Raw genomic sequence first — 13,121 nt, 5'->3', positions numbered from 1 at the left:
GTTGTTATGTCCGCCCGAATTTTAGCACTGGACACGGCGACAGAAGCCTGTTCTGCCGCGCTGCTGAATCAGCAGCAGATCGATGCCCGTTTTGAAATTGCTCCGCGCGATCACACGCAGCGCATTCTGCCGCTGGTGCAGTCGCTGCTGCAGGCGCTGCAGCTGGACCTGACCGCGCTGGATGCGCTGGCGTTTGGGCGCGGGCCGGGCAGTTTTACCGGCGTTCGCATTGGTATTGGCATTGCGCAGGGGCTGGCGCTGGGCGCAAACTTACCCATGATTGGCGTCTCTTCGCTGGCAACGATGGCGCAGGGGGCCTGGCGGCTGACCGGTGCCACTCGTGTGCTGGTGGCGATTGATGCACGCATGGGTGAAGTCTACTGGGCTGAATATCAGCGCGATGATGCGGGTCACTGGCACGGCGCCGACAGCGAAGCGGTGCTGAAGCCTGAGGCTGCTGCTGCCCGCATCGCGGCGCTGAGCGGCGAGTGGGCGACCGCAGGCACCGGCTGGCAGGCATGGCCTGAGCTGATGACCACGCCGGGCGCAACGCTACTGGCCACTCCGGTTACGCTGCCCGCGGCTGAAGATATGCTGCCGCTGGCGCTGCAGGCGTGGCAGCGAGGCGACACCGTAGCGGTTGAGCATGCAGAGCCGGTTTATCTGCGTAACGAAGTGGCGTGGAAAAAGTTGCCCGGACGCTGAGCCGCCACGCAACTTATTTTTGCACCTCCAGTCTAAATTAAAAATTACAGGAGATGTGCTTATGCCAGGTTATCGTGCTGGAATCGCTGGTGGCGTACTGGCGTGTGTATTGCTGCTGAGCGGCTGCGTCAGCGTACCCGATTCTATTAAAGGAAGCTCGGCGCTTCCGCAGCAGGATTTATTGCGCGTGATGAACGCTCCCCAGCTCTATACCGGGCAGGAGTCACGCTTTGGCGGTAAAGTGGTTCGCGTTACAAACCTCAACGGACTGACGCGGCTGGAGATAGCCACGCAGCCGCTGGATGAGAGCGCACGGCCCCGGCTGGGGGCTGCCTCAATCGGACGGATATATGCCGATCTCAAAGGATTTGTCGATCCGGTTGATGTGAATAACCAATATGTTACGGTGCTGGGTACCATCAAAGGCACCGAAAAAGGTGAAATTGGCAAGGCCAGTTATAACTTTGTTGTGATTGATGTGCGCGGCTATCAGCGCTGGCATCTGACTCAGCAGGTAATGACGCCGCCGCAGCCAATCGATCCCTGGATCGGATATGGCCCGACGCGGCATCATCCGGGTTACTGGGGGCCAAACCCTTACTGGGGGATGAACCTGGGGGGGCCGGCTCAGGTACAGACTATTCTGACCGAGTAGCCGCCACATACTTTTCCGGCCCGGTTGCGGTGCACGCAGCCGGGCTTTTTTATTGGGCGCGTAACCGGCGCGCGAAATTTAGTGATGGGCTTCGCAACCTGAAAATGCCGTAACCGGCAAACTGGTACAATCAGTTAAAGTATTGTTAATAACACTGATTGCAGAGGCGGCGATGGCTACGCAACAAGAATATCGGGGTGACTCTTTGACCAAAGTTTGGCTGAAACGCTATCCGCCAGATGTGCCAGCAGAAATAAATGCCGACCGTTATCCCTCTCTGGTCGATCTCTTTGAACATGCGGTGTTGCACTATGCCGACAACGTTGCCTTTATCAATATGGGGCAGCCGCTGACCTATCGCCAGCTCGACGCGCAGAGCCGCGACTTTGCCGCCTGGCTGCAGCAGGGGCTGGGACTGCAGCAGGGCGATCGCGTGGCGCTGATGATGCCTAATCTGCTGCAGTATCCGGTGGCGCTGTTTGGCGTACTGCGTGCCGGTATGGTGGTGGTAAATGTTAACCCGCTCTATACCCCGCGCGAGCTGAAACATCAGCTCAATGACAGCGGTGCCAGCGCCATTGTTATCGTTTCCAATTTTGCTCACACGCTGGAAAAAGTTGTGGCAGAGACGGCGGTAAAGCACGTGATGCTGACGCGGATGGGCGATCACCTGGCACCGGTCAAAGCGACGCTGGTGAACTTTGTGGTCAAATATGTCAAAAAGCTGGTGCCGAAATACCATTTGCCCGGAGCTGTACCGCTGCGGCATGCGCTGCAGCAGGGCGCACGCATGGCTTATCAGCGTCCGGCGCTCAGCAATGACGATCTGGCATTTCTGCAGTATACCGGGGGCACCACCGGCGTCGCCAAAGGCGCGATGCTCACCCATGGCAACATGCAGGCAAACCTCGAGCAGACAAAAGCCACCTACGGCAAACTGCTGCGCGCCGGGCAGGAGCAGGTGGTAACGGCGCTGCCGCTCTACCATATTTTTGCGCTGACGGTTAACTGTCTGCTGTTCCTCGATCTGGGCGGCACTAATCTGCTGATTACCAATCCGCGCGACATACCCGGATTCGTTAAAGAGCTGGCTAAGTTTCCTTTCACCGCCATTACCGGCGTAAACACGCTGTTCAATGCGCTGCTGAATGATGAAAACTTTAATAAACTCGATTTCTCCACGCTGCGGCTCTCCGCTGGCGGAGGCATGTCGGTTCAGAAAGCGGTAGCGGAGCGCTGGGAAAAGCTTACCGGGCATTACCTGCTTGAAGGCTACGGCCTCACCGAATGCTCCCCGCTGGTATCGGTTAACCCTTACGATATTACCTGCCATACCGGCAGTATCGGCCTGCCGGTGCCCTCTACTGATATCCGGGTTATTGACGATCAGGATAATGATGTGACGCCGGGTGAGCCGGGTGAGCTCTGTATCCGCGGCCCGCAGGTGATGGCGGGCTACTGGCAGCGTCCTGATGCCACGCTGGAAGTGCTGAAAAATGGCTGGCTGCATACCGGCGATATTGTTACCGTGGACAGTGAAGGGTTTATCCGGATTGTCGATCGTAAAAAAGATATGATTCTGGTATCCGGCTTCAACGTCTATCCTAACGAAATTGAAGATGTGCTGATGCAGCATCCAAAAATTCGTGAAGCTGCAGCGATTGGCGTGCCAAGCGAACTCTCGGGTGAAGCGGTGAAGGTCTGTATCGTTAAAAAGGATCCCGGGCTGACTAAAGAAGAGGTGCTGGATCACTGCCGTCGTCAGCTGACCGGCTACAAGGTGCCGAAAATTATCGAGTTTCGTGAAGAGCTGCCAAAGACAAACGTGGGCAAAATTTTACGCCGCGAACTGCGCGATGAGGCGAAGCGGGAAGGGCAGTAGTGTCGCCATGCTTCCCCAGGTTAACGCCGGCTACGACCGGCGTTTTTATTGTTTTTAACATGGAGCGCTGCGCGGGGTTTGCGCAGCGGGAATAAATACGTGAATTACACCCTGATCGACCAAGACCACCAGCTGGCTGACGTGTGCCGCCTGGCTCGCCAGCATGATGCTGTTGCTCTGGATACTGAATTTGTACGTACCCGGACCTACTATCCTCAGCTCGGGCTGATTCAGCTGTTTGATGGCGAACAGCTGGTTCTGATCGATCCACTGCCGATTGGTGACTGGACGCCGTTTATCGCCCTGCTGCAGGATACGCAGGTGACTAAATTCCTGCACGCCGGAGGCGAAGATCTGGAAGTCTTTCTGCATCGCTTTGGTTGCCTGCCGCAGCCGATGATCGATACGCAGATTCTGGCCGCCTTTTCCGGCCAGCCGCTCTCCTGGGGATTTGCAGCGATGGTTAATCACTTTAACCAGATTGAACTGGATAAAAGTGAGGCCCGCACCGACTGGCTTGCGCGCCCGCTGACCGAGCGTCAGTGCCAGTATGCCGCAGCGGATGTCGCCTACCTGCTGCCTATTGCCCGTGAGCTGATGGCGCAGACTGAAGCCGCCGGCAACATGAAAGCCGCCCTGAGCGAGTGCGACATGCTGTGTCAGCGCCGGCTCGATATATTGCAGCCTGAAGAGGCGTGGCGCGATATTACCAACGCCTGGCAGCTGCGTCCGCGCCAGCTGGCCGCACTGCAGCGCCTGGCGGCCTGGCGCCTGAAGGTCGCGCGTCAGAAAGATATGGCGGTTAATTTTGTGGTACGTGAAGAAAATTTGTGGAAGGTCGCTCGCTATCTGCCCGGCAGCCTCGGTGAACTGGATCACCTTGGACTCAACGGCCATGAAATCCGTTTTCACGGTAAAGCGATGATTGATCAGGTCGCTGAGGCGCAGGCACAGGATGAGGCAACGCTACCGGCACCGCTGCCCAATCTTATTGAGCATCCGCACTATAAGCAGGTCTTTAAAGCGATTAAAGCGCTGGTACAGCAGGTAAGCGAAGAAACGGGATATGGTCAGGAACTGCTGGCTTCACGCCGTCAGATTAATCAGGTTCTCAGCGTGTTCTGGGGGCTGAAATCAGCAAACCGTCCACCCGAACTGCTGAACGGCTGGCGTGGCGAGCTGCTGAAGCCGGGAATCGACAAGATTCTGCAGGCACTTTAAGCGCGCTGTTTTCCCCTGCGCTATTACGCAGGGGAAACGCTGCGATCCGCTACACTCATTTCGGCGCGTCTTCCGTTTCCGGCAGCGTCACGTTCAGCTCCAGAATCGAAATATCGTCGCCTTTCTGATCGAGCTGTACTGTCACCATATCGGGATCGATTTTGACATATTTGCAGATCACTTCCAGGATATCGCGTTTAAGCTGAGGCAAATAGTGGGGCTCACTGTCGCCCCTCCTGCGTTCAGCAACGATGATCTGCAGCCGCTCCTTGGCTATATTGGCTGTGCTCTTTTTACGGGATAAAAAGAAATCGAGTAAGGCCATTGGTTATCCCCCGAACAGGCGTTTCAGGAAACCCTTCTTCTCTTCTTCAATAAAGCGGAAGGGGCGTTCTTCGCCAAGCAGGCGTTCTACGGTATCAGCATAAGCTTTACCGGCGTCAGAATTGATGTCGAGGATCACCGGTTCGCCCTGGTTTGAGGCGCGCAGCACAGACTGATCTTCCGGAATAACACCGACCAGCGGAATACGCAGGATTTCCAGCACATCTTCCATGCTGAGCATATCGCCACGGGTCACACGGCCTGGGTTGTAACGGGTCAGCAGCAGATGCTCTTTGACCGGGTCCTGGCTGTTTTCAGCACGGCGCGATTTAGAGGAGATAATGCCCAGAATACGGTCAGAGTCGCGTACGGATGAGACTTCCGGGTTGGTTGTGATGATCGCTTCATCAGCGAAGTAAAGCGCCATCAGCGCGCCGGTTTCGATACCCGCCGGGGAGTCACAGACGATAAAATCGAACTCCATAGCGGCTAAATCGTTCAGCACTTTCTCTACGCCTTCGCGCGTCAGAGCGTCTTTATCACGCGTCTGCGATGCCGGCAGAATGTAGAGCTGCTCGGTGCGTTTATCGCGGATCAGCGCCTGATTCAGAGTTGCATCACCCTGAATAACATTCACAAAGTCATACACGACGCGACGTTCACAGCCCATAATCAAATCGAGATTACGCAGACCGATATCGAAGTCGATAACAACGGTTTTTTTGCCCTTTTGCGCTAACCCTGTCGCGATGGCCGCGCTTGACGTGGTCTTGCCAACGCCCCCTTTGCCCGATGTTACTACAATAATGCGTGCCATAAATGTTGATTTCCTTAACGAAAGAAAAGGGGCCTAATTAAGTGTCTGGATGGTAAGCGCGCCCTCTTTCAGACAGAGGCGCGCCGCTTTACCAAAAAATTCCGCCGGAATCTGATCCATGATCCAGTACTCACCGGCGATTGAGACCAGCTCAGCGGCAAGGTGAGTACAAAAAATCTGGCAGTCACGATCGCCACTGGCGCCTGCCAGCGCCCGGCCGCGCATCATGCCGTAAATATGTATATTGCCATCGGCAACCAGTTCTGCTCCGGCGCTAACGCTGCTGGTCACAATCAGGTCGGCGTTACGGGCATAAATCTGCTGACCGGAACGCACTGGCGTATTCACCACGCGCGTTTTGTTGATGCTCTCGGTAACAACAGCGGGTGCAGCAGCTTCTTCCGCAGGCGGCGCTTCAGCCGTTTTGCGGTTCTCTTTGCCTTCAGAGAGCACCGGTAAGCCCGCGCGGGCCACCATTTTTTTCTGGGCGTCATCTTTGCAACCGCTGACGCCAACGATACGCAGTCCGGTGGCGCTGATCGCCTGCTGCATCTGCTTCCAGTTAATATCTCCGGATAGCGCTGAGATGTTCAGGACGACCGGAGCGTTCTGTAAAAAGGCCGGCGCCTGATCGATCTTCTCCTGCAGCGCCTGACGAATCACATCGGGTTGTGAATGGTGCAGATGAACAACTGACAGGGTAAAACTGCTTCCCTTGAATTCGATTGGCGATTGCGGCATCTGTCCTGGCTCAGTCCTGTTTTTTTTGACCCGGAGATGAACGTCGATAAAATCGCCATTAACATCATCGGGTCAATATTCGAAGTTCTGCAAGCATGTTATAGTTACTGTAATATTCAGGCAAGTGACGCTAACAGTTAATTCGAGTAAAAAATATGTTTTGTGTGATCTATAGAAGCCCGCAACGCGACCAGACTTATCTTTATGTAGAAAAAAAGGACGATTTCTCCCGCGTGCCGGAAGCGCTGCTTAAAGGTTTTGGCAAGCCGCAGTTAGCGATGGTGCTGTCGCTGGACAAGCGTGAGAGACTGGCCAACGCAGACATTGAAAAGGTAAAGCAGGGACTGCGCGAGCAGGGTTTTTATTTGCAGATCCCGCCGCCTGTAGAAAGTTTGCTCAACGTCCATCTTGAGCAGGGTAAAGAAGTTTAATTCAGATTCATCTGTAAAAAATATAGCCTGTAAATATATTCAGTGTTCAGTGATTAATTAATTGCCCATGTTCCATCCTGTCGTGGGCAATTAATATTTGTTTGCCCGCCGTCGTAAGAAAGATAAATCTCTTTTGACAATTTCTGTTACACCTGTCGCGATAACCGTTAATATTATCTTTACTGGCGCCCCGTTCCGGCCGCTACTCACAGAGCCTCTGTCATCCCGACAGAGCGCAGACATAACTCAGGCAGGTGAAAAATATGTATCAGCATCGTAACTGGCAGGGTGCTCTGCTGGATTTTCCGGTCAGCAAAGTGGTATGCGTAGGCAGTAATTATGCAAAACATATTAAAGAAATGGGAAGCGCAACGCCGGATGAGCCGGTGCTGTTTATCAAACCTGAGACAGCCTTATGCGATTTGCGGCAGCCGCTCTCTATCCCGACCGCGTTAGGCGACGTACATCATGAAGTGGAACTCGCTGTCCTGATCGGCGCCACGTTAAAGCAGGCCAGCGAAGAGCATGTGGCAAAAGCGATTGCGGGTTACGGCGTAGCGCTGGACCTTACGCTGCGCGATCTGCAGGCGGGGTTCAAAAAAGCGGGTCAGCCCTGGGAGCGCGCGAAAGGGTTCGACAACGCCTGTCCGCTTTCCGGCTTTATTCCGGTCGGTGAGTACACGGGCGATCCGCAAAACAGCGAGCTGCAGCTGGTGGTGAACGGAGAGCGGCGTCAGCATGGTTCTACGTCCGATATGATCCACAAAATCAAGCCGCTCATCGCCTATATGAGCCAGTTTTTTACGCTGCGCGCGGGCGATGTGATCCTGACCGGCACGCCAGAGGGCGTAGGCCCGCTGCGCTCAGGGGATAAACTTGAGATATCGCTTGCGGGTCACGGTATCAGCACGCGCGTGCTGTAATACTTGCATCACCGCATCTTAACCTTTATAAGGTGCGGTTTTGCTGAACAACCCGGACCGCAATGATGAGTGACCAACCTTTCTGGCAGACCAAACGTCTGGAACAAATGGACGACGCTGAGTGGGAATCGCTGTGTGACGGCTGCGGACAGTGCTGTCTGAATAAGCTGCAGGACGCCGATACGGATGAGATCTATTTCACCAATGTCGCCTGCAACCAGCTGAATATTAAAACCTGCCAGTGCCGCAACTACGAACGCCGGTTTGAGTATGAAGAAGATTGTATCAAGCTCACGCGTGAAAACCTCACAACCTTTAACTGGCTGCCGCGCACCTGCGCCTACCGGCTGCTTGGCGAAGGCAAAGCGCTGCCCGCCTGGCATCCGCTGCTGGCGGGATCAAAAAAAGCGATGCATGCCCAGCGGATCTCGGTGCGCTACATCGCTGTACGCGAAAGTGAAGTACGCGACTGGGAAGATCACATTATTGACCGACCCGATCGGAATGGCTGATTCTGCGTCCCTCAGCGGCCAAACAGGTTGCGCTGACGCGGCCTGAATATCTGAGCGACAAGTACCACTATCGCCACCAGCAGGTAGGCGGCAAAAATGGCGATCATCCACTGCGGCATGCTCCAGCCGAGGAGCGTCCAGCCGCGCTCAGCGCAGTCGCCGCTGGCAACAAATACCGCGGGCAGCCATTTGTCCAGCGGCAGCCATGCCGGAAAGCGTGCGGCAAAGTCGCAGGTGACAAACGGGTTAGGGTGCAGCTGCAGCATGGTATGCTCCCAGGATAAGCGCAAGCCCTCAGCGGCGCTGTAGATCCAAATGGCCAGGCTGGCCCAGCGCAGCGGAGTCTGCGGCGCAATAGCGCCCACCACGCCTGCCGCCATTACGCCAAACAGCGCACACCGCTCGTAGATACACATCACGCAGGGCTTAAGCCCCATACCGTGCTGGAAGAACAGCGCCACCAGCTCCAGCGCCAGCGCGGTCAATGCCAGCAGCAGCCAGGCGCCACGCCCGCGCGAGCAGAGATTCAGATATCGCAACATAGTGGATTTCCCTTAGCTATCAGTGCCTGGCAGTGTAAACCAAAAGCCCGACGCTGCCAGCCTGCAATCAGGAATTCAGCGATAAAAATGACGCAGATCGTTTATGTGGCAGGTTGTCTGACCCGATAGCCACTTGCCCGTCCCGGGCCAGGTGAAAGCATTCAGCCCGCATGCTGAAATTTGCGCCAGGCCATGCTTTTAATCCGCCGGCAGACTATTTCCGCTATAGCCCCTCTGGTATGATGAGTGTAATGACGATTAAGAACGCAATGAGAACGTAACGCTATGGTTATCAAGGCGCAGAGCCCTGCAGGATTCGCAGAAGAGTACATAATTGAGAGTATCTGGAACAGTCGTTTCCCCCCCGGGTCGATTCTGCCTGCTGAACGTGAATTGTCTGAACTGATTGGCGTTACCCGCACCACCCTGCGCGAAGTGCTGCAGCGTCTGGCGCGTGATGGCTGGCTCACTATTCAGCACGGCAAGCCGACGCGCGTAAATGATTTCTGGGAAACCTCAGGTCTCAACATCCTTGAGACGCTGGCCCGGCTCGATCACGACAGCGTGCCGCAGCTGATTGATAATTTGCTCTCAGTACGCAGCAACATCGCCTCTATTTTTATCAGCCGTGCGCTGCGTCACCATCCGGAAAAAGCCCGCGAAGTGCTGGAGAGCGCGCTGCATGAGCAGGATCAGGCTGATGCCTATGCTGAGCTTGATTACCGGGTATTCCGCGGTCTGGCGTTTGCTTCCGGTAATCCGATTTACGGTCTGATCCTCAACGGACTGAAAGGGCTCTATACGCGGGTCGGACGCCACTATTTCTCTGATTCCGAAGCGCGCGAGCTGGCACGCAGCTTTTATCAGCAGCTGGCGGATATGTGTTCGCAGCAGCCGACGCAGGAGCAGGTGGTTGAGTGCGTGCGGGTGTATGGACGCCGCAGCGGGGAGATCTGGCACAGTATGCAGAAAAATCTGCCAGACGATCTCGGTAACAAGCGCTAAAGAAAACCGGACTCTTCAGTCCGGTTTTTTTATGCTCAGAGTCCGGGCGCACGCGGCGGACATCGGTCGAGCAGTTCTATGCTGCCATCTTCGTTCTGCTGCTCCAGATGAATATCAAATCCCCAGAGCCGGTGAACATGTTTCAGCACATCGCGCCGGCTTTTATCCAGCGGCGCACGCTGCTGAGGAACATAGCGCAGCGTCAGCGAGCGGTCGCCGCGCAGATCCACGTTATAGACCTGAATATTGGGTTCCAGATTGCTGAGATTATACTGGGCAGAGAGCTGCTGGCGAATGGCGCGATAGCCAGCCTCATCATGAATCGCCGCAATTTCCAGATAGTTATTGCGATCGTCATCCATCACGGTGAACAGACGGAAATCGCGCATCACTTTCGGCGACAGGAACTGGCTGATAAAGCTCTCATCTTTAAACTCGCGCATCGCAAAATGCAGCGTTTTAAGCCAGTCGGAGCCGGCAATATCGGGGAACCAGTGGCGATCTTCTTCTGTCGGCGCCTGACAGATGCGTTTGATATCCTGGAACATAGCGAACCCCAGGGCATAGGGGTTAATACCGTTATACCACTGGCTGTTATAAGGCGGCTGATAGATAACGTTGGTATGACTGTGCAAAAACTCCATCATAAAGCGTTCTGATACTTTGCCCTCGTCATAGAGATGATTGAGGATCGTGTAGTGCCAGAAGGTTGCCCAGCCCTCATTCATCACCTGCGTCTGTTTCTGCGGATAGAAATACTGGCTTACTTTACGCACGATGCGCAGCACTTCGCGCTGCCACGGCTCCAGTAAAGGGGCATTTTTTTCCATAAAGTAGAGCAGATTCTCCTGCGGTTCAGAGGGATAGCGCGCGGCTTCTATGTGCGACGCCTCTTTCTCTTTACGCGGCAGCGTACGCCATAGCGTATTTACCTGACTCTGCAGATACTCTTCGCGGCTCTTTTGCCGCGCTTTCTCCTCCTGCAGTGAAATTTTCTGCGGGCGCTTATAGCGGTCAACGCCGTAGTTCATCAGGGCGTGGCAGGAGTCAACCAGACGCTCAACCTCTTCGACACCAAAGCGCTCCTCACAGTCGGCAATATAGTTACGGGCAAACAGCAGGTAATCGACGATTGAACTCGCATCCGTCCAGCTGCGGAACAGATAATTATTTTTAAAGAAAGAGTTGTGTCCGTAGCAGGCGTGGGCCATCACCAGCGCCTGCATGGTCATCGTATTCTCTTCCATCAGATAGGCGATACAGGGGTTAGAGTTGATGACGATCTCATAGGCGAGCCCCTGCTGCCCATGCTTATAGCGCTGCTCGGTTTCGATAAACTTTTTACCGAACGACCAGTGCGCATAATTGATCGGCATCCCCACGCTGGAGTAGGCATCCATCATCTGTTCGGAGGTAATAACTTCAATCTGATGCGGGTAGGTATCAAGCCCGTAGCTTTTCGCCACGCGGTCGATTTCAGCCAGGTAGACATCAAGCAGTTCAAATGTCCAGTCGGGCCCGTCACTGAGTCGTTTACTGCTGCGGGTTGGCTCGTCAAACATTGTCGTCATAGCGCACCTCTGTTTTGCAGGCGGCAGGAAGACCCTGCCACACGGGTGAAGGCTTCGTCCTGAGAAAGAGCGCCCAAAAACTGAGCGAACAGATCAAGGATAGTTCACTGTCTCGCATCCGATAACGGAACTCAAACGAATTCTTTTGGCAGAAAATCATCCGGATAGCGCGATTACACCATGCTATGAGATATTAATCCGGCTGCAAATCAAAAGGCAGAATAATAAACTGGAAAAACTGCAGTCAGGCAGCAGCGGGTGATTCTGCTGAAAAAGGGAAAAAGCCCTGATTTTTTTCTGACAAAGCGCTCCGGTCAGCGTTTCAGAAGCGGTAAAACTCTGATCTTTGCTATCAGGAAGGATTTAAGTGTGCAGAATGTTAAAAAAGATGTGAAATAGCCGGGTCAATTCTAAGATAAACAGAGCAGCCTGATTATTCTGACTCAGGTGCTCATACCAGTTAATTATGCTTTTGTCTCGAGGGGCCTATGCGTGTCGTGATTCTGGGTAGTGGGGTGGTGGGAGTGGCAAGTGCCTGGTATCTGGCGCAGGCCGGACATGAGGTTACCGTCATCGATCGACAGCCTGACGCCGCGCTGGAAACCAGTGCCGGTAACGCCGGTCAGATCTCGCCTGGCTATGCGGCGCCGTGGGCCGCGCCTGGCGTGCCGCTGAAAGCGATTAAATGGATGTTTCAGCGCCACGCACCGCTGGCGATGCGGCCAGACGGCAGCCGGTTTCAGCTTGAGTGGATGTGGCAGATGCTGCGTAACTGCGATATGCGCCACTATCAGGAAAACAAAGCCCGCATGGTACGTATCGCTGAATACAGTCGCGACTGCCTGAAAACGCTGCGGGCGGAAACCGGAATTGCCTATGAAGAGCGGCAGGGCGGAACGCTGCAGCTGTTTCGTACTCAGCAGCAGTTCGACAGCGCCAGTAAAGATATCGCCGTGTTGAAAGAGGCGGGCGTGCCCTATGAGCTGCTGCAGGCTCATGAGCTGCAGCGTGCCGAGCCGGCGCTGGCAGCTACCGCGCACAAGCTGACCGGTGGCCTGCGGTTGCCTAATGATGAAACCGGTGATTGTCAGCTCTTTACCCAACGCCTGGCAGAAATGGCTATGGCGGCAGGCGTCACGTTTCGCTTCAATACGCCGGTTGATCGGTTACTGCGTGAAGGCAACCGCATCTATGGTGTGAAGTGCGGAGATGAAGTGATTAAAGCGGATGCTTACGTCGTGGCATTTGGCTCCTATTCGACCGCGCTGCTGAAAGATATCCTCGCCATTCCGGTTTATCCGCTGAAAGGCTATTCGCTGACTATTCCGGTAAAAGATGCTGACGCTGCGCCACGCTCTACGATCCTTGATGAGACCTATAAAGTCGCTGTGACCCGCTTTGATAACCGTATCCGGGTAGGCGGCATGGCTGAAATTGTTGGTTTTAACACCAAACTGTTGCCGGCACGGCGGGAAACGCTGGAGATGGTGGTGCGCGATCTCTATCCTGAAGGCGGGTTTATCGAACAGGCCTCTTTCTGGACGGGGCTGCGTCCGATGACGCCAGACGGTACGCCAATTGTGGGACGTACCCCGCTGACAAATCTCTATCTCAATACCGGACACGGTACGCTGGGATGGACCATGGCCTGTGGTTCCGGCCAGCTACTGGCTGATATTGTATCGGGTCAGAAACCCGCGATTGCCGCAGACGATCTCTCTGTATTGCGCTATCTGCCGGGTTTTGCCTCGCACGCATCGCCTTTACGCCGCGCGGATATCGCACGCTAACA

The 13,121-nt window shown here is 54.9% G+C and carries 14 protein-coding genes; 9 read left to right on the top strand and 5 right to left on the bottom strand.

Going from position 1 to position 13,121, the window contains the following annotated elements; translation table 11 throughout:
• Positions 1–6: 6 nt before the first annotated feature.
• The 4 genes from tsaB to rnd all read left to right on the top strand — a co-directional run bounded on the left by tsaB (position 7) and on the right by rnd (position 4,463).
• The gene (tsaB, locus tag B4M48_RS10115) at positions 7–705 is read left to right on the top strand and encodes a tRNA (adenosine(37)-N6)-threonylcarbamoyltransferase complex dimerization subunit type 1 TsaB (RefSeq protein WP_250340915.1); all 699 of its coding nucleotides are present in this window, start codon (positions 7–9) and stop codon (positions 703–705) included.
• Positions 706–766: 61 nt separating this feature from the next.
• The gene (locus tag B4M48_RS10110; RefSeq protein WP_071668868.1) at positions 767–1,360 is read left to right on the top strand and encodes a Slp family lipoprotein; all 594 of its coding nucleotides are present in this window, start codon (positions 767–769) and stop codon (positions 1,358–1,360) included.
• A 205-nt stretch (positions 1,361–1,565) separates the two neighbouring features.
• On the top strand, positions 1,566–3,242 hold the full coding sequence (gene fadD / locus B4M48_RS10105; RefSeq protein WP_139239674.1) for a long-chain-fatty-acid--CoA ligase FadD: 1,677 nt from the start codon (positions 1,566–1,568) through the stop codon (positions 3,240–3,242).
• Positions 3,243–3,341: 99 nt separating this feature from the next.
• Positions 3,342–4,463, top strand: coding sequence for a ribonuclease D (gene rnd, locus B4M48_RS10100; RefSeq protein WP_071668922.1), 1,122 nt, complete (start codon positions 3,342–3,344; stop codon positions 4,461–4,463).
• 55 nt (positions 4,464–4,518) lie between these two features.
• Here rnd and minE read toward each other — a convergent pair whose 3' ends face one another.
• The 3 genes from minE to minC are packed head-to-tail and all read right to left on the bottom strand — an operon-like array spanning position 4,519 to position 6,345.
• Positions 4,519–4,788 carry a cell division topological specificity factor MinE gene (gene minE, locus B4M48_RS10095; protein WP_039384731.1) on the bottom strand — a complete coding sequence of 90 codons (270 nt, stop codon included), beginning with the start codon at positions 4,786–4,788 and terminating at the stop codon, positions 4,519–4,521.
• 3 nt (positions 4,789–4,791) lie between these two features.
• Positions 4,792–5,604 carry a septum site-determining protein MinD gene (gene minD, locus B4M48_RS10090; protein WP_039384727.1) on the bottom strand — a complete coding sequence of 271 codons (813 nt, stop codon included), beginning with the start codon at positions 5,602–5,604 and terminating at the stop codon, positions 4,792–4,794.
• 33 nt (positions 5,605–5,637) lie between these two features.
• Positions 5,638–6,345: a septum site-determining protein MinC gene (gene minC / locus B4M48_RS10085; protein WP_039384722.1), complete on the bottom strand. Its 708-nt coding sequence runs from the start codon at positions 6,343–6,345 to the stop codon at positions 5,638–5,640.
• A gap of 155 nt (positions 6,346–6,500) precedes the next feature.
• Between minC and B4M48_RS10080 the strand changes: the two genes are divergently transcribed.
• From B4M48_RS10080 to B4M48_RS10070, 3 genes are all read left to right on the top strand, one after another.
• Complete coding sequence (locus B4M48_RS10080; RefSeq protein WP_039384721.1) at positions 6,501–6,776, top strand: YcgL domain-containing protein; 276 nt, start codon at positions 6,501–6,503, stop codon at positions 6,774–6,776.
• A 263-nt stretch (positions 6,777–7,039) separates the two neighbouring features.
• Positions 7,040–7,699, top strand: a complete 660-nt coding sequence (locus B4M48_RS10075) for a fumarylacetoacetate hydrolase family protein (protein ID WP_039384719.1) — start codon at positions 7,040–7,042, stop codon at positions 7,697–7,699.
• 65 nt (positions 7,700–7,764) lie between these two features.
• Positions 7,765–8,211 (top strand): YcgN family cysteine cluster protein, encoded by a 447-nt coding sequence (locus B4M48_RS10070; protein WP_039384718.1) that lies wholly within the window; start codon positions 7,765–7,767, stop codon positions 8,209–8,211.
• Between the two features lie 11 nt (positions 8,212–8,222).
• On the opposite strand, the gene dsbB is transcribed toward B4M48_RS10070, so the two are convergent.
• On the bottom strand, positions 8,223–8,753 hold the full coding sequence (gene dsbB / locus B4M48_RS10065) for a disulfide bond formation protein DsbB (protein ID WP_039384717.1): 531 nt from the start codon (positions 8,751–8,753) through the stop codon (positions 8,223–8,225).
• 285 nt (positions 8,754–9,038) lie between these two features.
• On the opposite strand from dsbB, the gene fadR reads away from it, so the two are divergent.
• Positions 9,039–9,758, top strand: a complete 720-nt coding sequence (gene fadR / locus B4M48_RS10060) for a fatty acid metabolism transcriptional regulator FadR (RefSeq protein WP_039384716.1) — start codon at positions 9,039–9,041, stop codon at positions 9,756–9,758.
• Positions 9,759–9,793: 35 nt separating this feature from the next.
• Here the strand turns inward: fadR and B4M48_RS10055 are convergent, their stop codons facing one another.
• Complete coding sequence (locus B4M48_RS10055; protein WP_039384715.1) at positions 9,794–11,329, bottom strand: SpoVR family protein; 1,536 nt, start codon at positions 11,327–11,329, stop codon at positions 9,794–9,796.
• A 488-nt stretch (positions 11,330–11,817) separates the two neighbouring features.
• Between B4M48_RS10055 and B4M48_RS10050 the strand changes: the two genes are divergently transcribed.
• Positions 11,818–13,119, top strand: a complete 1,302-nt coding sequence (locus tag B4M48_RS10050) for a D-amino acid dehydrogenase (protein WP_039384714.1) — start codon at positions 11,818–11,820, stop codon at positions 13,117–13,119.
• Positions 13,120–13,121 lie beyond the last annotated feature (2 nt).

It is taken from the genome of Pantoea sp. UBA6567, assembly GCF_002434165.1.
Taxonomy (GTDB): domain Bacteria; phylum Pseudomonadota; class Gammaproteobacteria; order Enterobacterales; family Enterobacteriaceae; genus Pantoea; species Pantoea eucrina.
Note: the sequence above shows the minus strand (reverse complement) of the source record. Positions and strands in the feature narration are given on the sequence as shown.

Coding starts and splice junctions, on each gene's coding strand:
- tsaB (WP_250340915.1), top strand. CDS start 7: ATGTCCGCCCGAATTTTAGCACTGGACACGGCGACAGAAGCCTGTTCT.
- B4M48_RS10110 (WP_071668868.1), top strand. CDS start 767: ATGCCAGGTTATCGTGCTGGAATCGCTGGTGGCGTACTGGCGTGTGTA.
- minE (WP_039384731.1), bottom strand. CDS start 4,788: ATGGCCTTACTCGATTTCTTTTTATCCCGTAAAAAGAGCACAGCCAAT.
- minD (WP_039384727.1), bottom strand. CDS start 5,604: ATGGCACGCATTATTGTAGTAACATCGGGCAAAGGGGGCGTTGGCAAG.
- minC (WP_039384722.1), bottom strand. CDS start 6,345: ATGCCGCAATCGCCAATCGAATTCAAGGGAAGCAGTTTTACCCTGTCA.
- B4M48_RS10080 (WP_039384721.1), top strand. CDS start 6,501: ATGTTTTGTGTGATCTATAGAAGCCCGCAACGCGACCAGACTTATCTT.
- B4M48_RS10075 (WP_039384719.1), top strand. CDS start 7,040: ATGTATCAGCATCGTAACTGGCAGGGTGCTCTGCTGGATTTTCCGGTC.
- B4M48_RS10070 (WP_039384718.1), top strand. CDS start 7,765: ATGAGTGACCAACCTTTCTGGCAGACCAAACGTCTGGAACAAATGGAC.
- dsbB (WP_039384717.1), bottom strand. CDS start 8,753: ATGTTGCGATATCTGAATCTCTGCTCGCGCGGGCGTGGCGCCTGGCTG.
- fadR (WP_039384716.1), top strand. CDS start 9,039: ATGGTTATCAAGGCGCAGAGCCCTGCAGGATTCGCAGAAGAGTACATA.
- B4M48_RS10055 (WP_039384715.1), bottom strand. CDS start 11,329: ATGACGACAATGTTTGACGAGCCAACCCGCAGCAGTAAACGACTCAGT.
- B4M48_RS10050 (WP_039384714.1), top strand. CDS start 11,818: ATGCGTGTCGTGATTCTGGGTAGTGGGGTGGTGGGAGTGGCAAGTGCC.